Source organism: Acidibrevibacterium sp. (assembly GCF_049965395.1).
GTDB classification, from domain to species: domain Bacteria; phylum Pseudomonadota; class Alphaproteobacteria; order Acetobacterales; family Acetobacteraceae; genus Acidibrevibacterium; species Acidibrevibacterium fodinaquatile.
In genome coordinates this window covers 34,312-60,589 of record NZ_JBMFWJ010000017.1, presented here as the reverse complement: position 1 = coordinate 60,589, position 26,278 = coordinate 34,312, and the positions used below count along the sequence as shown (strand labels likewise).

The window sequence follows — 26,278 nt, the reverse complement described above, 5'->3', positions numbered from 1 at the left end:
TGGCGGAGAGGAGGCTGCCAATGCGTTGCTCGCCATCGGGTTAAATCACCTTTTAATGGAGAAAAGAACGCAGTTGCGCAATTTTACCCGTAAGACGCCGGCGGCGCGGTGCCCAGTCGCGGCGGTGGAAAGGATGGGGTTCATGCACGAGGTAGCGATGGCGGCCGATGCCGACGCCAAACCAGAAACGGCCAGGGCGAGCATATTGCTGGTCGAGGATGATCTCGAACTGGCGGCCGAGATCGTCGCCGTTCTCCGCGCCCGGGGCTACCTGGTGAGCCATGTCGCAACCGGCCTCGCCGGACAGGCACAGGCGCACGAGGGCCGGTTCGATCTGCTGATTCTCGACCGCATGCTGCCCGAGCGCGATGGGCTCGCCGTTCTCGAGGCGCTGCGCTCGGCCGGGATCCGCACTCCGGTCCTGCTTCTGAGCGCACTCGGGGCGGTCGATGAGCGGGTCGCCGGGCTGAAAGCGGGCGGTGATGATTATCTCGTCAAGCCGTTCGCGTTCGTCGAACTCGCTGCCCGCATTGAGGCGCTGCTCCGCCGTCCGCCGCCCTCGTTGGAGACCGTGCTGCGGGTCGGCCCGCTGGTGCTCGACCTCATCGGCCGCACGGCGCGGCGCGGCGAGCGCGAGGTTGAATTGCTGCCGACCGAGTTCAAGCTGCTCGAATATCTGATGCGCCATGTCGGCCAAGTGGTGACGCGGGGCATGCTGCTCGAGGATGTCTGGCACTATCGCTTTCTGCCGCACACCAATGTCGTCGATGTCCATATCGGCAAGCTCCGCCGCAAGCTCGATGCCGCGGGCGAGGCGCCGATGCTGCACAGCATCCGCGGCGCCGGCTTCATGCTGCGCCCGCCCATGGACGTATAGCAGATTTCCCTCTCCACGCAGGGTTCCATGAAACCCTGCTTTTGCCCTCCCAACAGACAAAAGTTTTTCGGTTCTTTTTTTCAAAAAAGAACCGCTTCCCTTCACTGCGGAAAGTGATTTGCCAGCGAGGCGAGGCCTCGCCGGCCAAGAAAACCCTCAGTAGCGATAATCGTCGTGTTTGAACGGCCCTTCGACGGCGACGCCGATATAGCTCGCCTGCGCCGGCGAGAGTTTCGTCAGATGCGCATCGACCTTGCCGAGATGGAGCGCCGCGACTTTCTCGTCGAGCCGCTTGGGCAGGGTATAGACCTGCTTTTGATAGCGCCCGGCGGGTGCGGTAAAAAGTTCGATCTGGGCGAGCACTTGGTTCGAGAAACTCGCGCTCATGACGAAGCTCGGATGGCCGGTGGCGTTGCCGAGATTGACCAGCCTGCCCTCCGACAGAACGATGAGCCGCTTGCCATCGGGGAAAACGACCTCGTCCACCTGTGGCTTGACATTCTCCCAGCGGTAGTTGCGCAGCGCCTCGATCTGGATTTCCGAATCGAAATGGCCGATATTGCAGACGATGGCACGATGTTTCATTGCCCGCATATGATCGATGGTGATGACGTCGATATTGCCGGTGGCGGTGACGAAGATGTCGCCGCGCGGCGCCGCCTCCTCCATGGTGACGACCTCATAGCCCTCCATCGCCGCCTGGAGCGCGCAGATCGGATCGATCTCCGTCACCATCACCCGGCAGCCGGCGTTGCGCAGACTAGCGGCCGAGCCCTTGCCGACATCGCCGAAGCCAGCGACGACGGCGATCTTGCCGGCCATCATCACGTCGGTGCCGCGGCGGATTCCATCGACGAGGCTCTCGCGGCAGCCATAGAGATTGTCGAATTTCGACTTGGTGACGCTGTCATTGACATTGATCGCCGGCACCATGAGGGTGCCGGCGCGCGCCATGTCACGCAGGCGATGCACGCCGGTGGTGGTCTCCTCCGAGACCCCGCGCACGGCGGCGAGCAGGTCGCGGTGCTTCTCGTGCATGAGCTTGGTGAGATCGCCGCCGTCATCGAGGATGAGGTTGGGCGTCCAGCCATCGGGGCCGCGCACCGTCTGCTCGATGCACCACCAGAATTCCTCCTCGTTCATGCCTTTCCAGGCGAATACGGGAATGCCCGCGGCGGCGATGGCGGCGGCGGCGTGGTCCTGTGTCGAGAAGATATTGCACGACGACCAGCGCACGCTCGCGCCGAGCGCGGTCAGCGTCTCGATCAGCACCGCGGTCTGGATGGTCATGTGTAGGCAGCCGACGATGCGCGCGCCGGCGAGCGGTTTGGTTTTGCCGAACTCGGCGCGGATCGCCATCAGGCCGGGCATCTCGTCCTCGGCCATGGCGATTTCCTTGCGCCCCCAGTCGGCGAGCGCAATGTCTTTAACCTTATAGTCGGGCATGAAGATCTTCCTCTTGCGGCGCGTCAGTGAAGCCGGCGATCAGGTGTTCATGGCGTCGAAGAAATCCTGATTGGTCTTGCTGTATTTCAGCTTGTCCAACAGGAATTCCATGGCATCGACGGTGCCCATCGGATTGAGGATGCGGCGCAGCACCCACATTTTCGAAAGTGTCCCCTTATCGACCAGCAATTCCTCCTTGCGCGTTCCGGATTTGGTGATATCGATCGCCGGGAAGGAGCGCTTGTCAGAGAGTTTGCGGTCGAGGATCAGCTCGGAATTGCCGGTGCCTTTGAATTCCTCGAAAATCACTTCATCCATGCGGCTGCCGGTATCGACGAGCGCGGTCGCGATGATGGTGAGGCTGCCCCCTTCCTCGATATTGCGCGCAGCACCGAAGAAGCGCTTGGGCCGTTGCAGCGCGTTGGCATCGACGCCGCCGGTGAGCACCTTGCCCGAGGAGGGGACGACGGTGTTATAAGCGCGGGCGAGGCGGGTGATCGAATCGAGCAGGATGACGACGTCGCGCTTGTGCTCGACCAGGCGCTTGGCTTTCTCGAGCACCATTTCGGTGACCTGCACGTGGCGCGTCGCCGGTTCGTCGAAGGTCGAGCTAATGACTTCGCCTTTGACGCTCCGCGCCATATCGGTCACTTCCTCGGGGCGCTCGTCGATCAGCAGCACGATGAGGAAGATCTCGGGGTGGTTGGCGGCGATCGCGGTCGCGATGTTTTGCAGCATCACCGTCTTGCCGGTGCGCGGCGGGGCGACGATCAAGGCGCGCTGACCCTTGCCGATCGGGGCGATGAGATCGATCACCCGCGGCGTGAAATCCTTGCCCGGTGCCTTGGCGACGGACTGGAAATTCTCGGTCTCCATCTTGAGGCGCTGGGTCGGATAAAGCGGGGTCAGATTGTCGAAATTGATGCGGTGGCGCACCGCTTCGGGCGGCTCGAAATTGATGGTGTTGAGCTTGAGCAGCGAGAAATAGCGCTCACCTTCCTTGGGGGCACGGATCTGCCCCTCGACCGAATCGCCGGTGCGCAAGCCGAACCGGCGCACCTGGGTCGGGCTGACATAGATGTCATCCGGGCCGGGAAGGTAGTTGGCCTCGGGGCTGCGCAGAAAGCCGAAACCGTCGGGAAGGATTTCCAGTGTCCCCTCGCCGCTGATCGCCTGATCGTTTTCCGCGAGAGTTTTGAGGATCGCGAACATCATGTCCTGCTTGCGCAGTGACGAGGCGTTCTCGATTTGCAGGCTTTCGGCAAAGCTCAGAAGGTCGGCGGGAGATTTTGCCTTGAGTTCGGCGAGATGCATCGGTGAAGCCTCGGAAATCTCGGGAGGGAAAAGGGCGCGGGCGCCGTTATGCACACCGCGCGCCGGATCGGAGGAAATGTCCGGCACAGACTGGGGATGGGAGAAGGCGAAAGCGGCGGCAAACTTCCCGCTAGCCGCTTGAGACGGTCGCCATCCTACCCGCCCCATTTTTCCACGTCAACCGCGAGATGGGGGTCAGCCGCGAGATGGGGCACGCGGCGGCGGTTTCAAGCCCGTTGCCGCCGCGCCATCGCTCACGCGTTGCCGGCCTGCCCTTGCGCCGCCGCCGTCTGAGCGCGGCGCGACTGCCAGAGAGCGACGAAATCGATCGGTTGCAGCAGGACCGGCGGAAACCCGCCCTCGCGGGTGACATCGGCGAGGATGTTGCGCGCAAACGGAAACAAGAGCCGCGGACACTCGACGAGAAGCACCGGCTCGACCGCGTTTTCCGGCACGTTGTTCAACGTGAAAACCCCGGCATAGGCGAGTTCGGCGATGAAGATCGGCGCCGGCTTGCGGCCCTCCTCGGCCGTCGCGGCCGCCGCCGCGCCGCCCTGCGCGGGATCGAACGCCTCGGCGCGGAGATGGAGGGTGACCTCGAAAGCGTTCTGTTCCGCCGGCGCGAGCTTTTGCACCTTGACGTCGAGCCCGAGATTGATCTGCGGCTGGCTGCGCAGCGTCGCGAAGATCTGCGGCGCACCCGGCACCTCGAACGAGAGATCCTTGACGTATTGCGTGTTGATGATCAGCGGCGCGTTCGCGCTCGGCTGGCCAGGCGGTAGCCTCTCGGACATCGTGCTCTCCATTCTCGGGGCGGGCAGGGGATGCTCTCGCCCCGCCCTGGCTGGCCCCGCCCTAGCATGATCGCGCGGCGACGGCCAGGGCCATGCTCAAAGCGCTTTCGCCGCGGCCAGCACCGCCTCGGCATGGCCCGGCACCCGCACCTTGCGCCAGATGCGGGCGATTTTGCCGCCCGCGTCGACCAGGAAGGTCGCACGCTCCATGCCCATGTATTTCTTGCCATACATCGATTTCTCGACCCAGGTGCCATAGGCTGCGCTGACGGCGCCGCTCTCGTCGCTGGCGAGCGGGAAAGCGAGCCCGTATTTGGCCGCAAATTTCTCGATCGCCTTGATGGGATCGCGCGACACGCCAATGACGTCGAGCGGCAGCGTGCCGAGCCGGCCGAGCCCCGCCTGAAAGTCGCAGGCTTCGGTGGTGCAACCCGGCGTGTCGGCCTTGGGATAAAAATAGAGCACGAAGGGCCGCCCCTTGAGGGCCTTGCTGCTCACATGGCGGCCGCCGGAAGCCGGCATGGCGAAATCGGGGGCTTTATCCCCCTCCTTGAGGCTCATGTCTCTCTCCTTTCGGGCAATGGCAGCGCCGGCGCGTCACGGCGCGCCGAGATGACGGATGAAAAGCCTTCGGACATCGGCCATGGTTTGGTTCAACGTGGCGTGAAGCGCCGCGATATCAAGTGCACCGGCGGCGCGCAACAGGGTGCTGGCGGCGAGCGGCGGCAACGCCCCCGCCGCCAACCCCGCGCCCTGCCGCGGCCCGATGGTAATGCGGAGCATTTCCTGGACGATCCGAAACAGCCGGTCAGCGGCGATCAGCGTTTCCGCCTCCGCCGGCGTGAGCCAGCCGCGCGCGGCGAGGCGGGTCAGTGCTATCCGCGTCGTCGGGTGAATGAGGGCGGGGTCGTCGCGCGCCGCGATCACTTGCAGCGCCTGGGCAATGAATTCGACCTCGATCAGGCCGCCGTCGCGGTATTTCACGTCCCATGGCCCAGGCAGCGGATGCTCGCGGGCGAGGCGCGCGCGCATTGCGGCGGCGTCCGCCCGCACCAATGCCGCAGGCGCCGCGCCGGCGATCGCCGCGACGATCGCCGCTTGCACGCGCGCGCCGAAGTCGGGCGCCGCGGCAAGCACCCGGGCGCGGGTCAGCGCCATTCGCTCCCAGGTCCACGCCGTTTCCGCATGGTAGCGGATGAAGGCGCCGAGCGCGACCGCGACCGGCCCCTTATTGCCCGAGGGGCGCAGCCGCATATCGACGGCATAGAGCGGACCATCAGCGTCCGGTGCGGTGACGGCGGCGATGAAACTTTGCGCGGCGCGCAGGAACCATTGCCCCGCGGGAATCCGCCGCCGCCCGGCGAGATCCTCACTCTCGCTGACGCTTTCGGGGTGGTCATAGATCAGCATCAGATCGAGATCCGACCCCGCCATCATCTCGCGTGAACCGGCCTTGCCGAGCACCACCACCGCCATCGCGCCGCCGGGAAGCGCCCCGAAACGCGCCGCGTGATCGGCGAGAACCCGCGCAAGCAATGCCGAGAGCGCGGCGTCAGCGAGCGCGCTGCGGGCCTCACCAGCCGCGTCGACGTCAAGGCGCCCCTCCATCAGCGCGACCGAGAGGCGAAAATTCTCCTCCCGCACGATGGTGCGAATGATCGCGATCGCCACTTCCAGATCAGCGGCATCGGCGAGTCGCTCGGCGAACATGCGCGCGGGCGGCGGCGGCGCCTCGGGGGCGAGCAAGCCTTCGATCGCGCCGGGGGCGCGGGCGAGATGCTCGGCGAGCGCCGGCGCGGCGCCGAGGATCGCCGCGATCCGCGCGATCAGCGCGGGGTTGTGTTGAAAGAGCGAGAAAAGCTGCACGCCAGCCGGAAGCCGCTCGAGAAACGCCTGCAAGCGCGCGAACGCGGTTTCGGGATCGGCTTGCGCCCCGAACGCGGCGAGCAGCTGCGGCAAGATCTCGCTGAGCAATTCCCGCGCCCGCTCCGAGCGCAGCGCCCGCACCCGGCCGGAAAGCCAGCCGCCGACCGCCGCCGCGACCGCTTCCGGCCGCGCAAACCCCATCTCCCGCACGGAAGCCAGCGTGGCCGGGGCCGGCTCCGGCCCGCTGAAATCGAGCGCCGCCGGCGCCGCCGGCACGGCCTCGAACACCTCCCGGTAATGCCGCGCGACGGCCGCGAGATGGCGCGAAAGCCGCGCGACAAACGCCGGAGTCGTGGAGAAGCCGAGAAACAGGGCAAAGCGCCGGAGTTCCGCCTCGTCCTCAGGCAGGCGCTGGGTCTGGCGATCGGCGATCATCTGTAGCCGATGCTCGGCGCGGCGAAGAAAACGATAGGCGGCGGCAAGCGCGCGGGCACTCTCGGGCGCGAGATGGCCGGCGCGGCAGAGGAGGCGGAGCGCAGGCAGCGTCGCCGGCACGCGCAGCCCCGGATCGCGCCCGCCCCAGACCAGTTGCAGCGCTTGGACCAGGAATTCGATCTCCCGGATCCCGCCCTGGCCGAGCTTGAGATCATGGCCGAGCAGGCGAGCGAGCGGATCCCCCGCGCCCATCCGCCGCTGTTCCGCCTCGATCCGTCGGCGCATCGCGGCGATGTCATGGATCAGGGCGAAATCGACACCGCGGCGCCAGATGAAGGGCCGGATCGCCGCGAGGAAGGTCCGCCCGAGCGCAAGATCGCCGGCAACCGGCCGCGCCTTGAGCAGCGCCGCCCGCTCCCAGCTCTGGCCCAGGCTCTCGTAATAAGCGATTGCGGCGGGCAGGCTCACCGAGGGCGGCGTCGCCGAGGGATCGGGGCGGAGTCGGAGATCGGTGCGAAACACATAGCCATCGGCGTCGCGCGTTTGCATGAGCGCGACCAGCGCCCGTGCGATGCGTGTGAACTGTGCGCCGATCCCGTCCTCGTGGTAGGGATGGGCGGCCGGATCATGCAGCAAGACGAGATCGATATCACTGGAATAATTCAGCTCGCGCCCGCCGAGCTTGCCAAGCGCGAGCACAACGAAGCCGGCGCCGCGCGCCGGATGGGCGCGATCGGGAAGACGGAGGGCGCCGCTCGCCGCGGCGTCGGCCAGCAGATGGTCGGTCGCAAGGCGAAGGGCTCTCTCGGCGAAGCGGCTGAGGGCTGCGGTCACGTCTTCGAGCCGGAAGACACCGGCGATGTCGGCAAGCGCGATGATCAGCGCGGCCCGCCGCTTCGCTACTCTGAGACGGCGCGCGATCTCGGCGCGGGCGAGGGTCGGCGGGCAGGAAGCGAGCCCGGCATTGATCGCCGCCAGCGCCGGGCGCGGGCCATGGGCGAAAATCTCATCAAGCGTCGCGGTTTCGCCCCTGGCGAGATCGCCGAGAAACGGGCTGTTGCCGCCGATCGCGGCGAGCAGGGCGGCGCCTTCGGGCGAGCGTGCCCAGGGCCGGCCCGAGCCGGCGATCTCCTCAATCAGCCGCGCGGCGGCAGCGGGATCGGCGGCCGGCGGCAGGCGCCGGCGGGTCCAAATCGGGGCGATCGCGCGCGTCATCTTTGGCGAGCGTCGCCGTGAAAGCCCCGCGCGGTCAAGCCTCACTCGCTTATGTCTGGCGCCGGCGGCATTGGCTGCGGCCGGCATGGTGGGCACTGCACCGGCTGGCGGCGCTCACGCTCGCGCTCGCGATGCTTGCGTCGCTGGCGCTCGGCGCCGGATTTTGGCGGCTGACCGAGGGGCCAATCAATCTCGCCTGGCTCGCCCGCCAGCTGGAGGCCGTTGCCAATCGCGGCGCGCACCCGATCGTGCTGCATATCGGGCAAGCGGCGCTGGTCTGGGAGGGGTTCCGCGGCGGGGTCGATCGCCCGATCGATCTCCGTTTCGCCGATCTCGTCGCCACTGACCGGGCCGGGCACGCCATCGCCGAGATCCCGCGCGCCGAGGTCTCGCTCGCGCTGCACGCTCTCCTGCTCGGACGCCTTGCGCCACGCGCCGCCGATCTCGATATCGAGCGGCTTCGCCTGGTGCGCGGGCAAGACGGCGCGCTATCACTGTTCGCCGACAATGCCCCCCGCGCAACCACACCGGCGGCGTCCCTGATTTTCGCGAGTGGGATCGACCTCACCGATCTCCGCCGCATTCGCCTCGCCAGCCGCGAAATCACCGTCGCCGACCAGGCGCTCGGCCTCATCTGGCGGATCGACGGCGCCGAGGCGGTGCTCGATCGCCGCGCCGATGAAGGGTTCGCCGGTGATGTCGCGGCCAAGCTCGTCGCCGCCGGCCAGACGCTTCCGCTCCGCGCCCGCATCACGCTCGCCGAGCGTGGGGCGGCACCGATCCTGATCGCTGCGACGCTCGGCCCGATCACGCCGGCGGCGCTCGCCGATGCGGCGCCGGCGTTCGCGCCGCTGCGCGCGGTCGCCGCCCCGCTCGGCGCCGATATCACGCTTCGCCTCGACCGCGATTTTGCCTGGCGTGGGCTTGCCGGCGCCTTCACCCTCGGCCCCGGCCATCTTGCGCTGGCCGGCGGCGCGATCCCGCTGCTCGCCGCCCAGGGCACGATCAGCGCGACCGATCACGATCATCTGCTGCTGCACGCGCTCTCGGCGACACTGGCCGCGCCCGATCATGGCGCCGGCCCGACGCTGCACGCCGAGGGCGTGCTGTCGCGCGCCGCCGCCGGCGGGCTCGCGCTCGCCCTCGATGCGAGACTCGATCGCGTCGCCTTCGCCGATCTCGCGCGCTACTGGCCGCCCGGCCTCGCGCCCGACACGCGGGACTGGCTAACCACCAACATCACCGAGGGCAGCGCGCATGATGGGCACCTGACGCTGGCGGCAAGCGCCGAGCCCGACGGCGGGGCGCCGCACCTCGAGGCGATTTCCGGCCAACTCGCCGGCGATGATCTCGCCATCACCTGGCTCGCGCCACTGCCGCCGCTGCGCCACGCAAGCGCGACCCTGACCATCGCCGCCCCCGACGCGCTCACCATCGTGGCACGATCCGGCGAGGTCGCGATGCCCGGCGGCGGTGCGATCCAGCTCACCGCCGGCAACCTTCAGATCACCGGGCTCGATGCCGCCGACCAGACGGCGGCGATGCATATGACCCTCGCCGGCCAGGTCGCCGACGCTCTGGCCCTGCTCGGGCAGAAACGCCTTCATCTCTTCGACCCCCGGCGGCTGCCGTTCAGTGACCCGGGCGGGACGTTTTCGGCCGACCTCGCGGTGGCGTTGCCGCTGGCGCGGGAGGTGAAGAGCGACGATGTCACGGTCTCAGCGAATGCGAGCCTGCATGACCTCCGTCTGCGCGGGATCGCCGCCGGGCGTGATCTCACCGAAGGCGAGGCAACGCTTGCCGTCGATCAGGCCGGCCTGCATGCCGATGGCACCGCGCAACTCGCCGGCGTTCCAACCAAGCTCGGCGTGCGCTTGGATTTCACCGCCGGCCCGCCGAGCCAGGAAGTAACGCAGGTCGCGCTGCGGGCGCGGCTCGGGGCAGCGGACTTCGCGCGTCTCGGCCTCGATCCCGGGGGCCGATTGTCCGGTGCGATCCCGCTCGACGCCGAATGGATCGAACGGCGTGACGGCGCCGCGACGATCGCGCTCACCGCCGATCTCACCCCGGCCGATCTCGCGCCGGTGCCACTTGGCTGGCGCAAGCCGGCCGGGGTAAGCGGCCATCTCGCGGCCGATCTCCGCTTCGATCACGGCCGCTTGGCCGGCATCGATCATATCGTGCTGCAAAGCCAGGATGCCGCCATCCTCGCTTCGGCCGACACTGCGAACGGCGCGCCCTGGCATCTCGTGATCGCGCGCGGCGACCTCGGTGCGACCCATGTCCATGGCGATCTTCTGTTCCCGGCGGCGAGCGATGCGCCCTATCACCTGCGTCTCAGCGGCCCGAGCCTCGATCTCTCCGGCCGGCGGCAGTCCGCGCCAGCCGATCAACCGGCGCGCGCCACCCGCCGCGCGGAAACAAGGGCCACGGCGCCGGACACACCGGGGGCTGCCTGGCAGGTTTCCGCGGCCTTCGATACCGTTCTTCTCGGCCCGGGCCGGCGCCTCGGATTTCTCAATCTCAGCGCCGAAGATGATGGCCGTCGCCTCACCGCCCTAAACGCCGAGGGGTTCGATCGCGGCGGCGGCGCGCGGGGGAGTTTTCGGCTCGCGATCACCCCTGCCGCGAACGGCGAGCGGCGGGTGAGCGCGCACGCCGAGGATGCTGGCGCTCTGTTTGCGAGCGTTGCCGGGATCACGACGCTCGCCGGCGGGCGGCTCAGCTTTGCCGGGCGGTTCGACGATCACAAGGCCGGGCACCCGCTCGACGGCACGCTCGAGATCACCGGCTTCAGTCTGCGCGACGCCCCACTCACCATGCGCGTCCTGCAGGGGATGACGGTCTATGGCCTGCTCGGCCAGCAGCCTGGCCGGAGCCTCGCCTTCGACCGGCTGGTGGCGCCGCTCACCTACCAAGACGGGCTGATTTCACTCGCCAATGCGCGCATGTCCAACGCCTCGCTCGGGTTCACCGCGAAGGGAACCATCGATCTCGAGACCCGCTTCGTCGATCTCGCCGGCACCGTCGTTCCGGCCTATTTCTTCAACTCGCTGCTCGGCCGCATCCCTTTGCTCGGGCACCTGTTCAGCCCCGAGCGCGGCGGCGGCGTTCTGGCGGCGTCCTACGCGGCGAGCGGGCCATTCGACGACCCAAAAGTCTCGGTCAACCCGCTGAGTGCGCTCACGCCGGGATTTACCCGGGATATTTTCAATCTCTTCAACAGCAACAAATAAAAATCTTCTTTTTCTGAAGAAAAAGAAGCAAAAAGACTTTTCCCCGGTTTCTCGGAGTTGCCAATGCCTCGGCACGGGCAGTGCCGTAGGCACTGCCCAACGGAAGAAAAAGTTTTTTGGTTCTTTTTTTCAAAAAAGAACAATTCTGTCTGTCAAACTTCTACCCGGCGACCCTGAGCCCCTGGTCGGCGGCGGCGAAATAGGCATCGACAGCGTGTTTCATCGCCTGCGCGACTTGCACACGATGCGCCGGCCGGCGGAGCGCGGCCTCGTCCTGGCGGTTGGACATGAACCCCATCTCCACCAGCACACTCGGAATGTCGGCGGCCTTCAGAACCACGAAGCCGGCGTGCCGGGTGGGATTGGAGAGCAGCGGCACGCGCGGGCCGAGGGCGCCGACCAGATCATGGGCAAGGCGCGCCGAGCCGACGCGGGTTTCGTGCTGCACAAGGCTCGCCAGAATCTCTGCGACTTCGGGCGAAGTGCCCTGGAAATCCGGGCCTGCGAAGCGGTCGGCGCTGTTTTCGCGCCGTGCGAGTTCGCGCGTCTGCGCATCCGAGGCGTGGGCGCCGAGCGTATAGATGCTGGCGCCGCGCACGCGGGGATCGCTGAGGGCGTCGGCATGCATCGAGACGAACAGCATCGCGCGATGGCGTTCGGCGATTTCAACCCGATGCTCGAGCGGGATGAAAATGTCCCGCGCGCGGGTGAGTTCGACATGGTATTGCCCCGAGGCCTCCAATTGCCGTTTGAGTTCGAAGGCGGTGGCCAGCGCGACATGCTTCTCATAGGTGCCGGAAATGCCGATGGCGCCAGGATCCTTGCCGCCATGGCCAGGATCGAGCACCACCAGGCGCGGTGGCCGAGCGGCCGGGGCCCGACGCGAATGCCGGGGCGCCGGGGTCGCCGCCGCCGCGAGGCCGGCGATCAGGGTGGTCGGGAGAAGGAAGGTTGCCTTCACCCCAGCGCCAAGCAGCAATCGGCGGCTTACGGTATAATTCCGGGTCATTGCCGGGGGATGCTAACACAAAATATCGGAAGTTGCACGCTCCTTGTTGAATTCACCCAAAAAGACCTGGAGGAGAGTTCCTCCAGGTCCATCTTTGGCCAGGATCAACCGAGCTGTTCGCCGTGCAACACCACGTCGAGCCCCTCGATCTCCTGCTCTTGGGTGACACGGAGACCGATCGCCGCATCGACCACCTTGAGGATGATGAAGGAGATGACGCCGCTCCAAATGAGGGTAACAAGCACCGCCTCGGCCTGGATCATCACTTGGTGCAGGCCACCGACGATGCCCGCAGGCGTGCCCGCGGTCGCGGAAAGCGGGCCGTAGGCGAAGACGCCGGTGAGCAGCGCGCCGACGATGCCGCCAACCCCATGCACCCCAAAGGCGTCGAGACTGTCGTCATAGCCGAGCATGTGTTTGAGCGAGGTCGCCGACCAGAAGCAGATCACACCAGCGGCGATGCCGATCGCCAAGCCGCCGCCCGGCAGCACGAAGCCCGAGGCCGGCGTGATGGCGACGAGACCGGCGACCGCGCCCGAGATCGCGCCGAGCACCGAGGGCTTTCCTTTCGCCGCCCATTCCGCGAAGGTCCAGGCGAGGGCTGCGGCGGCGGTTGCGATCTGTGTCACCGCCATCGCCATGCCAGCGCGGCCATTGGCGCCGACCGCCGAGCCGGCATTGAAGCCGAACCAGCCGACCCAGAGCAGCGAGGCGCCGATCACCGCATAGGCGAGATTATGCGGCATCATGTTGTCGCGGCCATAGCCGACCCGCTTGCCCATCACCAGCGCCGCCATCAGCCCGGCGATGCCGGCATTGATGTGAACGACGGTGCCACCGGCGAAATCCGCAGCACCCAGCGTCGCCAGCCAGCCATTGGCGCTCCATACCCAGTGCGCGATCGGGCTGTAGACGAAGATTGACCACAGCACCATGAAGACGCACATCGCGCTGAATTTCATGCGGTCGGCGAAAGCGCCGGCGATCAGCCCCGGGGTGATGATCGCGAACGTCATCTGAAACATCATGTAGACGGTCTCGGGGATGGTGAACGGCGTCGCGCCATCGGTCCCCGCGCCGAGCACGAAGGCGACATCGTTACCCTGGTTGATGTGGGCGCCGATGCCAGCCAGCATGACGCGCGAAAAATCGCCAATGTAAGGATTGCCGTTGGTAAAAGCGAGGCTATAGCCGATGACCATCCAGGTGATCGTCACCAGGCAGCAGATGATGAAGGACTGCATCATGGTGGCGAGCACATTCTTTTTGCGCACCATGCCGGCATAGAAGAGGGCGAGGCCGGGGATGGTCATCATCAGCACCAGCGCGGTGCTGGTGAGCATCCAGGCGGTATCGCCGGTATCGATTTTCGGTGGCGCGTCGGCCGCGAAGGCGGACGTGGCGAACGCCGGCAAGGCGAGCAGGCCGGTTGCGATCAGCGGCGCGCGGGTTCGGGAAAGCCAGTTTTGCTTCATCGTCTCTTTGTCCTTGGTGTTATTGTCGGGGCGGATCCGAGGGAGGGCGGTATGGGCGATCACAGCGCGTCGCCATCCTGCTCGCCGGTGCGAATGCGGACGGCGCGTTCGACATCGAGCACGAAAATCTTACCGTCGCCGATCTTGCCGGTGTTGGCGGTCCGCGCGATCGCTTCCACCACTTGCTCGGCGAGCGAGTCCGCGACCACCACCTCGATTTTCACCTTGGGCAAGAAGCTCACGTGATACTCGGCACCCCGGTAGATCTCGGTCTGCCCTTTTTGTCGGCCGAACCCTTTCACTTCGGAGACGGTGAGACCCTGAACGCCAAGCGGCGTCAGCGCCTCGCGCACATCATCGAGCTTGAAGGGCTTGATGACCGCCATGATCAGTTTCATCGCGCCATTCCTTGTTCATTTCGTATCGTTGTTCTACGGGACGCGCCCCACCGTGTCGGCCGGGATAACATCCACGACAATACGGAATTCAAGAACCGTGCCGCGATCAGCAATTCTCCGCCGGGCGCCGGGCGCATCGCGGCAGGTTGCTCTTGCCTAGATGGCGGGCAGCGGGCCATGATCGGGTTTGCCATCGTGCGGCACACGCGATGCCTTTTTTTTGTGCAATCATGGGACGCCTAAGCCGGGGCGATCTCGGGCGGATGGGAAGACGGATGTCAGACAGCCTCGCGGTCGAGATTGCGGTCATCGGGGCGGGGCCGGTCGGCGCCGCGCTCGCGCTTCGGCTCGCAGCCGCCGGCATCGCGACCGCGGTCATCGACCGCGCGCCGCTGCCGCCGATGGAACACCCCGCCTTCGACGGCCGCGCCTATGCGATCGCCGCCGGCTCGCGCCGCCTGCTCGAAGCGTCTGGGCTCTGGCAGCGGCTTCCCGATCCCCCCGGCCCGATCGCGGCGATCAGGGTCTCGGACGGCAAGCTCGATCGCCCGGCCTCCCCCCTGTTCCTGCATTTCGATATCGCCGAGATCGGGCACGACGTCGGGGACGGCGCCGCCTTCGGCTGGATGGTCGAGGCGCGGAGCCTGCGCCGGGCGCTCAACGCAGCGCTGGCCGAGGCGGCGCTACCGGGCCGGCAGCTCCATCTCTTCGCCCCGGCCGAGGCCACGATCGTCCGCAGCGAGCACGGCGCCAAGATCACGTTGGAGGATGGGAGGCGGATCGTCTGCCGCCTCGTCGTCGCCGCCGAGGGGCGCGAGAGCCCACTGCGGCGGCAGGCGCGCATCCCGGTGACGCGCTTTCCCTATCGTCAAAGCGGGATCGTTGCCGCGATTGCGCATGAATATCCGCATCACCAGACCGCGCTCGAGCATTTCCTCCCCGCCGGCCCCTTCGCGCAATTGCCGATGGCGGCGAACGAAGCGGCAGAGCATGTCTCGGCGGTGGTGTGGACCGAGCGGCCGGCCTTGGCCGCGCATTTGATGACCCTCGATGACGCCGCCTTCGGCGCCGAGATCGCCCGCCGGCTCGGCGATCATCTCGGCGCCATCCGCCCGATCGGCCGGCGCTGGCTCTATCCGCTCTCGGCGCTGCACGCCCATCGCTATTACGACGAGCGCCTGGTCCTCGTCGGGGACGCAGCGCACGGCATCCACCCGATCGCCGGCCAGGGCCTCAATCTCGGTTTCCGTGACGCGATCACCCTCGCCGATCTCCTGATCGACGCAGCGCGCCGGGGCGAGGATCTCGGCGCGCCGGCGCTGCTCGCCCGCTATCAACGGGCGCGGCGCGGCGCCAATCTGCTCATGCTGGCGGCGACCGACGCCCTCGATCGCCTGTTCAGCAACGACATTCCGCCGCTTCGCCTCGCCCGCGATGTCGGCATCGCTGTGGTTCATCGCCTGCCGCCGCTCAAGCGGTTTTTCATCCGCCAGGCGATGGGTGGCGGCGCCTTTGCCAAAGGGTAAAAGAGATGTTCTTTTTTGAAAAAAAGAACCAAAAAACTTTTGTCCGTGGCGCGGTGTCTGCGGTATCGTTCATTCAAAAATCGGGGGACTCTTCAATGCGCGCGTCTCATCTGGTCTTTCCGCTGCTGACCGTAACCCTTCTTGCCACGCCGGCGCTTGCGCAAAGCAATGGGTCTTCGCTGATGCAAGATGCCGGCGCGCTGATGGGCGGCGCCTCCGGGTCGGGTCTCGCGAGCAAGCTGCCGATCCCCGCAGTCAGCGATGACAGTGCGCTGAGCTATCTCAAAGCAGCGCGGAGCGCGCTTGCCAGCGGCAAGACCGGCCTCGCGCAGGAGGCGTTGGAACGCGCCGAAAGCCGGCTTCTCACCCGCGATGTCGCGCCCTCGCAGGCCGGCGCGCCGAGCACCGATCCCTCGATCAGCGAGATCAGCAAGGCCTTGCAAGCCCTCGCCTCGGGCCAGACCAGCACCGCACTCCAGGTCGTCGACGCGCTCATCGCAAAAATGTAACCGCCCAACGCCGCGCTGCCATCCCGACGCTTGACGGCTTCCCCCGCTTCCTGCCACTGCTCGCAGCGATCAGGAAACCGTCGAGGAAACGCAAGACCGCACATGCGAGCACGAATTTGCCCGCGCCCCGTTGTCTTCGTGCTGTTTGCGTTTTGTATCGGCTGCGCAACGCCGCCGCCGGCGCCGACAGTGTCGCCCGAGGCAAACGCGGCGGCGCTGGACGCGCGCAGGCTCGATGATCCGCGTCTTCTGGCTTTTATCGATGCCGCCGAACGTCTCGACCCCGGCCAAGCCGGTCCCGCCGGCGGGGGGGATAAGGCGGCCGGGCCGCCGCCATGGACGCTCCGGCGCCTGACGCTCGCCGCACTCTATTTCCATCCCGATCTCGATGTCGCGCGGAGCGCGCTGGCGCTCGCCGAAGCCGGTAAGGTCACCGCCGGCGAGCGCCCCAATCCCAGCGTCGCCTTCGTGCCGCCGCCATTTCTCTTCGGCGGCGTCGTCAATGCCGTCATCGAGACTGGCGGCAAGCGTTCGGCGCGGCTTGCGAATGCCGCGGCACGCGCCGAGGCGGCGCGTGAGGATTTGATCACCGCCGGCTGGCAGGTGCGCGGCGGGGTGCGCGATGCAATGGCGGCGTTATGGGCGGCGCGCGAGCGCGGCACCCGGCTTGCCGCGGAAGCAGCGGTGCAGCGCAAACTCGCCGCCGCCGAGGAGGCCCGCCTCGCGGCCGGCGCGGCGAGCGCGGTCGAGGTCAGCACCGCACGAATCGCCGCCACGACGCTCACCGCGGCGCTCGCCGACAATGCCCGGGCGGAAGCCCTCGCCGAGGCGAAGCTCGCCAGCGCGATCGGCATCCCGGTCGCCGCACTGCGCGCCGTGCCACTCGATTTCGACCGCCTCGCCACGCCGCCGGCGCTTCCCGCCAATCTCGCCGAAGGCCGGCTGCGACGCGCGGCGCTGATTGGCCGGAGCGATGTCAAATCCCAACTCGCCAGTTACGCGGCAGCGCAAGCGGCGCTGCGCGAACAGCTCGCCAATCGCTATCCCAATCTGGTGCTGAGCCCGGGCTATAACTGGTATCAGGGGATCAACACCTATGCTTTGGCGCCGGGGTTCGATCTTCCCATCCTCAATCAGAATCAAGGGCGGATCGGCGAGGCGCTGGCGCGGCGCAATCAAGAGGCGGCGCGGTTCCTTGCGCTCCAGGCGCGGATCATCGCCGCGCTCGATCAGGCCGGCGCGGATTACCGCGCGAGTATTGCCAGCGAGCGCGAGGCGGAGGCACTGCTCGAGGCTGAGGCGGCGCACGCCGACGCGGTTGCGCGCGCCTTTCGCGCTGGCGCGAGCGACCAGCCGGCCTTGCTTGCCAGCGAGGCCGCCCTCGCCCATGCCCGCCTCGCCCGGCTTGATGCCCGCCTGACAACCTTGACCGCCATCGGTGAATTGGAGGACGCGTTGCGCCAGCCGCTATTCGATCCGGGCGCACGTGTGCCCGATTTGGTGCCGCCGCCGCGCGCCGAACTCGCCGGCGCCGAAAGCCCGGCCCGATGAGGCGCCGCCGCCGCTGGGCCTTGGGGCTCGCCGTGCTTGTCGTGCTGGCGCTCGCTGGTGGCGTGGTCGCGCTCTATCTCGTCAATCACGACGCCGATGATGACGACGCGCCGGCGGCCAAGCCGAAAACCGCCGCCGCCGCGCTCGGGCCGGACGGCACCCCGCTGATTGCGCTCGATCCCGCGGCGCAGGCGCAAAACGACATCGCACTCCTCACCCTAAAAGCGGCGCCGCAGCCGGTGATGATCGCAACCTTCGGCACCGTCCTCGACCCTGCGACACTTGCCGAGACGATGCAAAAAGCCGCCGGGGTGCAAGCGGCGCTGGCGGAGGCGCGGGCGCGGGCGGGCGCGGCGGCGGCGGAATACCAACGCGACCAAACCCTGTTTCGTGACCAGCACACGGTCTCGGCGCAGGCTTTGGAAGCAGCGGCCGCGAATGACCGCGCCGCCGCGGCACTGCTCGCGGGGCGTGAGGCCGATTTGCGCGCGCTGAGCGATCTCGCCGTGAGCCAATGGGGCGCGGCGCTCGGCCCCGATATCGTCGCTGGTGGCGCCTTCGCGCAGCGTCTTGCGCGCGGCGAGGAATGGCTGGTCAGCGTTGCCCTGCCGGTGGCAGCGGCCTCGCTGGCGGTGCCGGCGCAGGCGCTGGCCACGTTGGCGAGCGGGGCGGCGGCGGGGCGGCGCGATTTGCGTCTGGTATCCCCTTTGCCGCGCGTCGATCCGCGTTCGCAGGCGCCGCTTCTTCTCTATGTCGCGCCGAACGCCGAGGGGCTGCTGGCCGGGATGACGCTTGCCGTGTCGCTGCCCGGCCCGCCGCGCCCGGCTTCGTTGCGTGTGCCGCCCGAGGCGGTGCTGTGGTGGCAGGGGCGGGCCTGGATCTATCGTCAAATCGCGCCCGGGCGCTTTGCCCGCGCCGCGATCGCGACCGACCAGCCCTCGCCCGAGGGGGGCTTCATCATCGCCGACCCGGCGCCGGCGGCAGCGCCGATAACCATCGTCGGGCGTGGCGCCGCCTCCCTCTTTTCCGAGGAATTCCGCAGCCAAATCCAACTCGGCGAAGGGGATAGCGATCCGTGAACGAGCCACCCGCGCCGCGCGGGCCGCAGGCGGCCCTCATCGGGTTCGCGATCCGGTTTCGTGGCGTGATTGCCGCGCTGACCATGACGCTGCTCGCTTATGGCGCCTATACCCTCCCCGGTCTCACTTACGACGTTTTTCCCGAATTCGCCCCACCCCAGGTCGGCATCCAGACCGAGGCGCCAGGGCTTTCGCCCGAGCAGGTGGAAACCCTGGTGACGCAGCCGATCGAGGACGCGCTCGGCGGCGCGCCGGGCGTGGAGACCTTGCGTTCGACCTCGATCCAGGGGCTCTCGGTGATCACCGTGCTGTTCGGCGAGGGTGGCGATCTCTATCGCGACCGCGAGATCGTCGCCGAGCGGTTGGCGAACGCCGCCCGCCGCCTGCCGCCGGGGATCGCGCCGCCGACGCTCTCGCCGCTCGCCTCCTCGACCAGCACCGTGCTCATCCTCGGCCTTACCGCCGGCCGCGCCGACGTGAGCCAGATCGCCCTCCGCGACGCCGCCGATGGAACGCTCCGCCCGCGCCTGCTCGCCGTCCCCGGTGTTGCCAACGCCGCGGTCTTTGGCGGCGATGTCGCGGCGTTGCGGATCGGGATCGACCCGGCGCGGCTCGCACGCTTTGATCTCAGCCTCGATGACGTGCTGGCCGCGGCGCGACGGGCGAGCGGATTGCGCGGCGCCGGCTTCATCGAGACCCCGAACCAGCGGCTGGTGCTGGCCGCCGAAGGGCAGACGACGAATGCCGCACTCCTGGCCGGGCGGTTGGTCACGCGCGGCGCGGTCGGCCGGATCACGCTCGGCGATGTCGCGGAAATCGGGCTGGCGCCGCTGCCGCCCTTTGGCGGCGGCAGCGTCATGGGCGAGCCCGGCGTCGTCATCGTGGTTTCGGCGCAATATGGCGCCAATACCGTCGAGGTGACGGAGCGGGTGTTGCGCGCGATCACTGGCCTTCGCGCCGATCTCGAGGCAAGCGGCATCGTCTTGCATGACGATCTCTTCCGCCCGGCGGATTTCATCCGCACCGCCATCGGCAATGTCAGCGCCTCGCTCGTGCTCGGCGGCGTGTTGGTGATCGTGGTGCTGTTCCTGTTCCTGTTCGATCTCCGCACCGCCGCGATCTCCTGCCTTGCGATCCCGCTTTCGCTGCTCGCCGCAGTGCTGGTTTTGCAGCGGCTCGGCGTCTCGCTAAACACCATGACGCTCGGCGGCCTCGCGATCGCGATCGGCGAGGTCGTCGATGACGCGGTCATCGATGTCGAGAACATCACGCGGCGGCTGCGCGAAAATCGCCGCGCCGCGGCCCCTCGGCCGGCCGCCTCGGTGGTGCTCGCGGCCTCGCTCGAAGTGCGCGGCGCCGTCGTGCACGCAACCTTCATCGTGGTGCTGGTGTTTCTGCCGATTCTCGCGCTGCCCGGGCTTGCCGGGCGGTTTTTCGCGCCGCTCGGGCTCGCCTATATCCTCGCGATCCTCGCCTCCCTGCTGATCGCGCTTACCGTCACCCCGGCACTCGCCATGCTGCTCCTGGCGCAGCGGCGGGACGGGGGGCGCGAGCCGCCGGTGATCCGCTTTCTCCGCCGCCGCTATGAGCGCCTGCTGCTCGCCGCCATGCGCCATGCCGGGGCGGTGATGGTCTCGACCTTGCTCGCGACCGCCGCCGGCTGCGCGGCCTTGCCGTTTTTCGCCGGCGCCTTCCTCCCCGAGCTGAACGAGGGCCATCTCGTGCTCCATGTCGCGGCGGTGCCTGGCACCTCGATCACCGAATCGCTGCGCCTCGGCCGCCTGATCAGCGGCGCCGTCGCGGCGCTGCCGGTGGTGCGGGTGGTCGCGCAGCGGGTCGGGCGGGCGGAATTGTCGGAGGATACCTGGGGGCCGGAATATAGCGAATTCGACGTCGATCTCCGCCCCGGGCTCTCGAGCGCCGAGGCAGCGCAGGCGAGCGCCGCTCTTCGCGCCATTCTCTCGCGCTTTGCCGGGATCAGCTTCGCCATCACCCCCTTTCTCACCGAACGGATCGAGGAGACGCTCTCAGGCTATACCGCACCCCTAGTGGTCAATATTTTCGGCCCCGATCTCGATGCGCTCGACCGTGCCGGGGCTGCCGTCGCGCGCGTTTTGGGCGGGATGGCGGGCGCCGCCGATGTCTCGATCGCCGCGCCGCCGGGCGCGCCGGAGTTGGCCATCCGCCTTCGCCCCGGCGATCTCGTCCGCACCGGCCTTACCGCCGGCGCGGTGATCGATGCCATCGCCACCGCCTATCAGGGCGAGACGGTGGGCATCGTCGCCGAGGGCAACCGGGTGCGGCCGGTGGTGGCCCTCCTCGCCCCGTCGCTCCGCCATGATGTCGCCGCCCTCGGGGCGCTGCCGCTCCGCGCCGAGGGTGGCGGCACGGTGACGCTCGCCGAGGTTGCCGATATTTTCGAGCGTGAGGGGCGGGCCTCGCTCCAGCATATCGGCGCGCGCCGGGTGCAAAGCGTCACCGCCACTATCACCGCTCGCGATGTCACAGGGTTCATGCGCGAAGCCCGAGCGCGGCTGGCCGCCGAAGTCACGCTGCCGCCCGGCACCTATCTCGAATTCGCTGGCACTGCCGTTTCGCAATCAGGGGCGACGCGTGATCTCGTGCTGCGCGCCGTGCTCGCCGGGGTCGGGGTCGTCGCACTGCTCTGGGTGGTGACCGCGAATGCGCGCAACCTGATCCTCATCCTCGCCAATCTGCCATTCGCCCTGGTCGGCGGCGTGCTCGCGGTGTTCGCCTCGGGCGGGGTCTTGACGCTCGGGGCGACGGTCGGGTTCGTGACCCTGTTCGGTATCACGCTGCGCAATGCGATCATGATGATTTCGCATTACGAGCATCTGGTCGGCGTCGAACGCCGGCCCTTTGGCGCGGCGGTGGTGTTGCGTGGCGCCGGCGACCGGCTGGCGCCGATCGTCATGACCTCGCTGGTGACGGCGCTCGGCCTTTCGCCGCTGGTGTTCGGCATGGGCGATCCCGGGCGCGAGATCGAGGGGCCGATGGCGCTGGTCATTCTCGGCGGGCTGATCAGTTCGATGGCGCTCAATCTCTTGGTGCTGCCGATTCTCGCCTGGCGCTTCGGCCGCTTCGGGCGGGCCGCGACGGAGAGGCTCTGATCAGGCCGGCGACGCCCTCGGTTCAGGCGGCATCGAGGGCCGGCCTATCGTTCAGCCAAGGAAACGCCGCAGGATCGCAACCACCGCCCCCGGCTGCTCCTGCTGCACCCAGTGCCCAGCGCCCTCGATGAGATGCGCGCCACGAAAATCGCTGCAGGCGATCTCTTGCATGCGCTCGAAGCTCCCCGGCGCCTGATAGACCCCCCAATCGGCGGCGCCGGCGATAAAGAGCGCTTTCGCCGTGATCGCGCGGCCGGCGAAAATCTGCATCTCCTCACGCCCGATGCCGAAACTCGCGCAATGATACCACTGCAGACCGCCGCGAAACCCGGTGCGGGCGAATTCGCCGGCATAGACCGCGAGCTCGGGCTCGGAAAGCCAGCGGCAGGCGGCGATCTCGGCTGGCGAAGGGAGGGCGGCGGCAACCGTCGCCGGCATGCTCGCCTCGCGGTCCATGATGTAATAGCGCGGCATCTGGGCGAGTTCGGCGGCCTCCCATGTGGCGAGGCGGGTCGGCCGGTTGCCCGGCCAGTCAGCGCTTTTCATATGATAATAGGCGCGGAGAAATGCCGCCAATCCCTCCGCCGGGGCATCCATCTCGGCTGCCGCCGCCGGGCTGGAATAATAATATTGATAATGTTTTCTGGGCGGCGTGAGGGCGGCGAGAGCGGCATCGAGTTCTGCCGCCGCCGCCGCCGGGTTCGCGGCAAGCGAAGGCGGGCCGGCAAAGGGCGCGCTCATCAGGACCAGGGCGGGAAACAGATCGGGGCGCAAAAGCGCGCACCAAGCCGCGACCGGGGCGCCGAAATCATGCCCGATCACCGCCGCCGCCCTGTGATGGCCGAGCGCCGATACGAGCCCGATCACATCGCGCACCAGACGCAGCATCCGGAAATTGGCGGGATCGGCGCCGTCCCACCCGGTGGTGCGGCCATAGCCGCATTGATCCGGCGCGACCACGTGGTAGCCGGCGGCGGCAAGCGGCACCATGATTTTCCGCCAGGAATAGGCGAGTTCGGGAAACCCGTGCAGCAGCAAAAGTAGCGGCCGATCGGCGCCGGCGCCGGCTTCGAGGAGATGCACCCTGAGGCCGTTGCCGTTATCGACGAAGCGGGCGGCGATGCCGTCGGGCAAAACCGCCGGCGCGAGCGGCACGAGATCAGCCGGATCCCCCATCATCGCTCAACCCGCATCGAGGCGCCGGGCAAGGAATTCGAGCCGGTCCTGGCCCCAGAAAATCTCCTCGCCGATGACATAGGACGGCGCACCGAACACGCCGCGCGCAATCGCCGCCGCGGTATCCTGCGCCCGCCGCGCCGCCCAGCGCGGTTCAGCGGCGAGAGGCAACAAAGCCGCGCCATCGGCGCCGATCTCATCGGCGAGGGCGGCGAGCGTCGCGGGATCGGCGGTGTCGCGCTCCTCCTCCCACAAGGCTTTCAGAACGCGATGGGCGAGCGCCATCGCCTTCTCCCCCTCCCCGCTCTCGCGCAACGCGATGACGGCCTGCGCCGCGAGGGTTTCGTTGGCCGGAAAGTGACGTGGCTTGAGGTGGATCGGGACGCCGAGATGATCGCGCCAGCGCGCCAGTTCCTGCAGCCGATAGGCCTGGCGCTGGGGTGAGCGCTTGGGCAATGGCAGGCCGCCGGTTTCCGCGAAAATCGTCCCGAAATCGACGGGAAAAATCCGCACCGATGCCTGATGGCGGGCGGCAAGCGCGGCAAACCGCGCCGCCCCGAAATGCGTCCAGGGTGAATTCAGCGACAAAAAATAATCGATCTCGCGCGCCACGATGCCCTCCCGCACTATTTTCCGCGCGCAGTCTGACATGACGCGCGCCGCCGGCAAAGCGCGCGCAACCTCACCCGAGCGCGAGCGCGAGTTGCCGGCCAGCACCTTCCTCCGCCAGGTGCGACAGCGTCACGCCGAGAAGGCGGATTCCGCGCCGCGGCGGCAAGAGCGGGCGCAGCAATTCCTGCCCGGTCGCGGTGATCGTGGCCGCATCGGCGATCGCCGCGGTGAGGCTGCGGGCGCGGGTGATCTGCTGGAAATCGGCGTATTTCACCTTCACCGTCACGGTGCGCCCGGCGAGACGATGGCGCGTCGCCGCGTGCGCGACCTTGCCCGCCAGTGCCGCAAGCGGCACCGCAAGCGCGTCCCAGTCGTGCAGATCCAGCGCGAACGTGGTCTCGGCGCCGATGGATTTGCGCACCCGCGCAACCTCCACCGGGCGATCATCCTCGGCCCGCGCCAGCCGGTGATAGAGCGCACCCGCCTTGCCGAAATGGGCCATCAGAAAGCCGAGTTCGGCACGGCGGAGATCGGCGCCGGTGGTGATCCCGAGGGCGTTCATCCGCGCCGCCGTCACCGGCCCGATGCCATGGAACTTGCCGATGGGGAGGGCTGCGACGAAATCCGGGCCAAGGCGCGGCGGGATGACGAAAAGCCCGTCCGGCTTGCGATGATCGGAGGCGAGTTTCGCGAGAAATTTATTGTAGGAAACGCCTGCCGAGGCGGCGAGCCCGATTTCGGCCCGGATCGCCGCGCGAATCGCCTCGGCGATGGCGCGCGCCGAGCCGTGCCGGCCGATCTCGGCGGTGACGTCGAGATAGGCCTCATCGAGTGAGAGCGGCTGGATGAGCGGCGTGTAACGCGCGAAAATCGCGCCGATCGCGGCCGACACCGCTTTATAGACCTCAAAACGCGGCGGCACGAAGATCAGTTCCGGGCATTTGCGCGCCGCCACCTGCGAGGGCATCGCCGAATGGACGCCGAAGCGGCGCGCTTCATAGCTCGCCGCCGCAACCACGCCGCGTGTCCCCGCGCGGCCGACGGCGATCGGCTTGCCGCGCAGCGCGGGATCGTCGCGCTGCTCGACGGACGCGAAAAACGCATCCATATCGATATGGAGAATGCGGCGAAGAGGCTCGGGAGATTCGCTGCGCTGCGCCATGCCGGGCGGGAGTTTAGCAAGGGGCCTCGGCCAAGAGAAGAACAAATCAAGCACATCAAGCGCCGCGGCGGCGTATCCTTGCCATTCAATCCTTCATAAGGCGACAAAGAAGATTTAGAGGCTGGTCAAATCTCCAGCCCTCACCTAAAAGCTGCGCGCCACCGTTATTTGCGCGATTCGGATGCGGGGGCCGGTTCATCCGCCCGCGAAACGGCACCAAGCCGGCGGGCTCTATGTGCAAGGAACACTCATGTCCAAAGCTTTCATCGCCCAGGTTATCCAGGACTCCGCCGAACTCACGGGCGTTGCCGCCAATCGTGCTGCCGGCGACCTCATGGCGGCGATCGTTGGGGAGCTGAAGAAGAACGGCAAGTTTACCCTGCCGAGCTTCGGCACCTTCACCGTTCGCAAAACCAAGGCGCGCAAGGGCCTCAACCCGCGCACCGGCGAGCAGATCAAGGTGAAGGCCGGCAAGACCGTGCGCTTCAAAGCCTCCCCAACCCTGAAGAAATCGGTCTGATGTCTGCCCCGGCGGGCCGGATCGGCGCCGCCGGTGACGACGCAAGCGGGCCAAAAAACTCCCGGGCACCTTCGTGTCCGGGAGATTTTTGTAGCGCCGACGGCATGCAACGAAGCTCAGTTGTTGTTGCTGCGCACGCCGGTCAGTTGCAGCAAAAGAATGAACAGGTTGATGAAATTGAGGAAGAGCTGCAGCGCATCATAGACGCTGCGCTTGGCGGCCGCGTCCGGGCTGTCGGCATAGGCGAATTGCACGTAGCTCGCCTTGATGCGCTGGGTGTCGTAGGCAATCAAGCCGGTGAACACCACGACGCCGATGACGCTCAACGCAAATTGCAGCGCCGAGCTGCGCACGAACATATTCACCAGGCTCGCGATGACGATGCCAACGAGGCCCATGAACATAAAACTCCCCATGCGGGAGAGGTCACTCCGCGTGGTGTAGCCCCAGAGGCTCATGAAGGCGAAGGTCGCGGCGGTGATGAAGAAGACACGTGTCACCGATTCGCCGGTATATTGTAGAAAAATATTGGTGAGGCTCGCCCCCATCGCGACGCAAAACAGCCAATACAGCGTCTGCGCCGCGGTTTTCGACAGCCGGTTGACACCGAAGCTCAGCACCAGAACGAAAGCGAGCGGCGCGAACATCGAGAGAATGGCCAAGCCAGAGGCCACCCGATGCGGCCCGTAGGCCGTCATCACCACCGGATAGAAAAGGTTGAGCAGCGTGGTGTTGGCGATTGCGTAGGCGACGATGCCGGTCAGCAACAGGCCGGACGCCATCCAATTATAGACGCGCAGCATGTAGGCGCGAAGGCCCGCATCCAGGACGGCCGCGCTCGCGGCCGCGCCCGACGCGCCGGAATAGGCCCGGGTATTGGGACTGAAGGCCATGGTCGGTTCGATCTCCTTGTGGGCGGAATGCCCCTCTTAAGCGGCGATTTTGGT

Annotated in this window: 20 protein-coding genes; 8 read left to right on the top strand and 12 right to left on the bottom strand. The window is 67.5% G+C overall.

Features of this window, described 5'->3' with window-relative positions; translation table 11 throughout:
* Positions 1–142 precede the first annotated feature (142 nt).
* The gene (locus ACP5M5_RS07435; RefSeq protein WP_427936498.1) at positions 143–877 is read left to right on the top strand and encodes a response regulator transcription factor; all 735 of its coding nucleotides are present in this window, start codon (positions 143–145) and stop codon (positions 875–877) included.
* Positions 878–1,033: 156 nt separating this feature from the next.
* Here the strand turns inward: ACP5M5_RS07435 and ahcY are convergent, their stop codons facing one another.
* The 5 genes from ahcY to ACP5M5_RS07410 form a co-directional block, all read right to left on the bottom strand.
* Positions 1,034–2,323: an adenosylhomocysteinase gene (ahcY, locus tag ACP5M5_RS07430; protein ID WP_427936497.1), complete on the bottom strand. Its 1,290-nt coding sequence runs from the start codon at positions 2,321–2,323 to the stop codon at positions 1,034–1,036.
* A 39-nt stretch (positions 2,324–2,362) separates the two neighbouring features.
* Positions 2,363–3,637 carry a transcription termination factor Rho gene (gene rho / locus ACP5M5_RS07425; protein WP_114911614.1) on the bottom strand — a complete coding sequence of 425 codons (1,275 nt, stop codon included), beginning with the start codon at positions 3,635–3,637 and terminating at the stop codon, positions 2,363–2,365.
* Between the two features lie 254 nt (positions 3,638–3,891).
* Positions 3,892–4,431, bottom strand: coding sequence for a protein-export chaperone SecB (secB, locus tag ACP5M5_RS07420; RefSeq protein WP_427936496.1), 540 nt, complete (start codon positions 4,429–4,431; stop codon positions 3,892–3,894).
* Between the two features lie 96 nt (positions 4,432–4,527).
* A complete protein-coding gene (locus tag ACP5M5_RS07415) occupies positions 4,528–4,992 on the bottom strand; it encodes a peroxiredoxin (protein WP_427936495.1) in 465 nt (154 codons plus the stop codon).
* A 36-nt stretch (positions 4,993–5,028) separates the two neighbouring features.
* On the bottom strand, positions 5,029–7,947 hold the full coding sequence (locus ACP5M5_RS07410) for a bifunctional [glutamine synthetase] adenylyltransferase/[glutamine synthetase]-adenylyl-L-tyrosine phosphorylase (protein ID WP_427936494.1): 2,919 nt from the start codon (positions 7,945–7,947) through the stop codon (positions 5,029–5,031).
* 17 nt (positions 7,948–7,964) lie between these two features.
* Between ACP5M5_RS07410 and ACP5M5_RS07405 the strand changes: the two genes are divergently transcribed.
* Positions 7,965–11,183, top strand: a complete 3,219-nt coding sequence (locus ACP5M5_RS07405) for an AsmA-like C-terminal region-containing protein (protein ID WP_427936493.1) — start codon at positions 7,965–7,967, stop codon at positions 11,181–11,183.
* Between the two features lie 160 nt (positions 11,184–11,343).
* Here the strand turns inward: ACP5M5_RS07405 and ACP5M5_RS07400 are convergent, their stop codons facing one another.
* From ACP5M5_RS07400 to ACP5M5_RS07390, 3 genes are all read right to left on the bottom strand, one after another.
* On the bottom strand, positions 11,344–12,192 hold the full coding sequence (locus ACP5M5_RS07400; RefSeq protein WP_427936492.1) for an N-acetylmuramoyl-L-alanine amidase family protein: 849 nt from the start codon (positions 12,190–12,192) through the stop codon (positions 11,344–11,346).
* A gap of 104 nt (positions 12,193–12,296) precedes the next feature.
* Positions 12,297–13,667, bottom strand: a complete 1,371-nt coding sequence (locus tag ACP5M5_RS07395; protein ID WP_427936499.1) for an ammonium transporter — start codon at positions 13,665–13,667, stop codon at positions 12,297–12,299.
* A 59-nt stretch (positions 13,668–13,726) separates the two neighbouring features.
* Positions 13,727–14,065, bottom strand: coding sequence for a P-II family nitrogen regulator (locus ACP5M5_RS07390; RefSeq protein WP_114911608.1), 339 nt, complete (start codon positions 14,063–14,065; stop codon positions 13,727–13,729).
* 275 nt (positions 14,066–14,340) lie between these two features.
* Here ACP5M5_RS07390 and ACP5M5_RS07385 point away from each other — a divergent pair, with 275 nt between their 5' ends.
* From ACP5M5_RS07385 to ACP5M5_RS07365, 5 genes are all read left to right on the top strand, one after another.
* Positions 14,341–15,591 (top strand): UbiH/UbiF/VisC/COQ6 family ubiquinone biosynthesis hydroxylase, encoded by a 1,251-nt coding sequence (locus tag ACP5M5_RS07385; RefSeq protein ID WP_427936491.1) that lies wholly within the window; start codon positions 14,341–14,343, stop codon positions 15,589–15,591.
* Positions 15,592–15,686: 95 nt separating this feature from the next.
* Complete coding sequence (locus ACP5M5_RS07380) at positions 15,687–16,100, top strand: hypothetical protein (protein ID WP_427936490.1); 414 nt, start codon at positions 15,687–15,689, stop codon at positions 16,098–16,100.
* 102 nt (positions 16,101–16,202) lie between these two features.
* Complete coding sequence (locus ACP5M5_RS07375; RefSeq protein WP_427936489.1) at positions 16,203–17,651, top strand: TolC family protein; 1,449 nt, start codon at positions 16,203–16,205, stop codon at positions 17,649–17,651.
* Entirely contained in the window at positions 17,648–18,730 is a 1,083-nt protein-coding gene (locus tag ACP5M5_RS07370; RefSeq protein ID WP_427936488.1) for a hypothetical protein, read from the top strand. The genes ACP5M5_RS07375 and ACP5M5_RS07370 overlap by 4 nt, the downstream gene beginning before the upstream one ends.
* Positions 18,727–21,861 carry an efflux RND transporter permease subunit gene (locus ACP5M5_RS07365; RefSeq protein ID WP_427936487.1) on the top strand — a complete coding sequence of 1,045 codons (3,135 nt, stop codon included), beginning with the start codon at positions 18,727–18,729 and terminating at the stop codon, positions 21,859–21,861. Before ACP5M5_RS07370 ends, ACP5M5_RS07365 begins: the two co-directional genes overlap by 4 nt.
* 51 nt (positions 21,862–21,912) lie before the next feature.
* On the opposite strand, the gene ACP5M5_RS07360 is transcribed toward ACP5M5_RS07365, so the two are convergent.
* From ACP5M5_RS07360 to dinB, 3 genes are all read right to left on the bottom strand, one after another.
* Positions 21,913–23,040: an alpha/beta fold hydrolase gene (locus ACP5M5_RS07360; RefSeq protein ID WP_427936486.1), complete on the bottom strand. Its 1,128-nt coding sequence runs from the start codon at positions 23,038–23,040 to the stop codon at positions 21,913–21,915.
* A gap of 3 nt (positions 23,041–23,043) precedes the next feature.
* Positions 23,044–23,649, bottom strand: a complete 606-nt coding sequence (locus ACP5M5_RS07355; RefSeq protein ID WP_427936485.1) for a 2-hydroxychromene-2-carboxylate isomerase — start codon at positions 23,647–23,649, stop codon at positions 23,044–23,046.
* A gap of 70 nt (positions 23,650–23,719) precedes the next feature.
* Positions 23,720–24,811 (bottom strand): DNA polymerase IV, encoded by a 1,092-nt coding sequence (gene dinB / locus ACP5M5_RS07350; protein WP_427936484.1) that lies wholly within the window; start codon positions 24,809–24,811, stop codon positions 23,720–23,722.
* Positions 24,812–25,061: 250 nt separating this feature from the next.
* Between dinB and ACP5M5_RS07345 the strand changes: the two genes are divergently transcribed.
* On the top strand, positions 25,062–25,331 hold the full coding sequence (locus ACP5M5_RS07345; protein ID WP_114913710.1) for an HU family DNA-binding protein: 270 nt from the start codon (positions 25,062–25,064) through the stop codon (positions 25,329–25,331).
* Positions 25,332–25,447: 116 nt separating this feature from the next.
* Here the strand turns inward: ACP5M5_RS07345 and ACP5M5_RS07340 are convergent, their stop codons facing one another.
* Positions 25,448–26,224 (bottom strand): Bax inhibitor-1/YccA family protein, encoded by a 777-nt coding sequence (locus tag ACP5M5_RS07340; protein ID WP_274965057.1) that lies wholly within the window; start codon positions 26,222–26,224, stop codon positions 25,448–25,450.
* Positions 26,225–26,278: the final 54 nt, after the last annotated feature.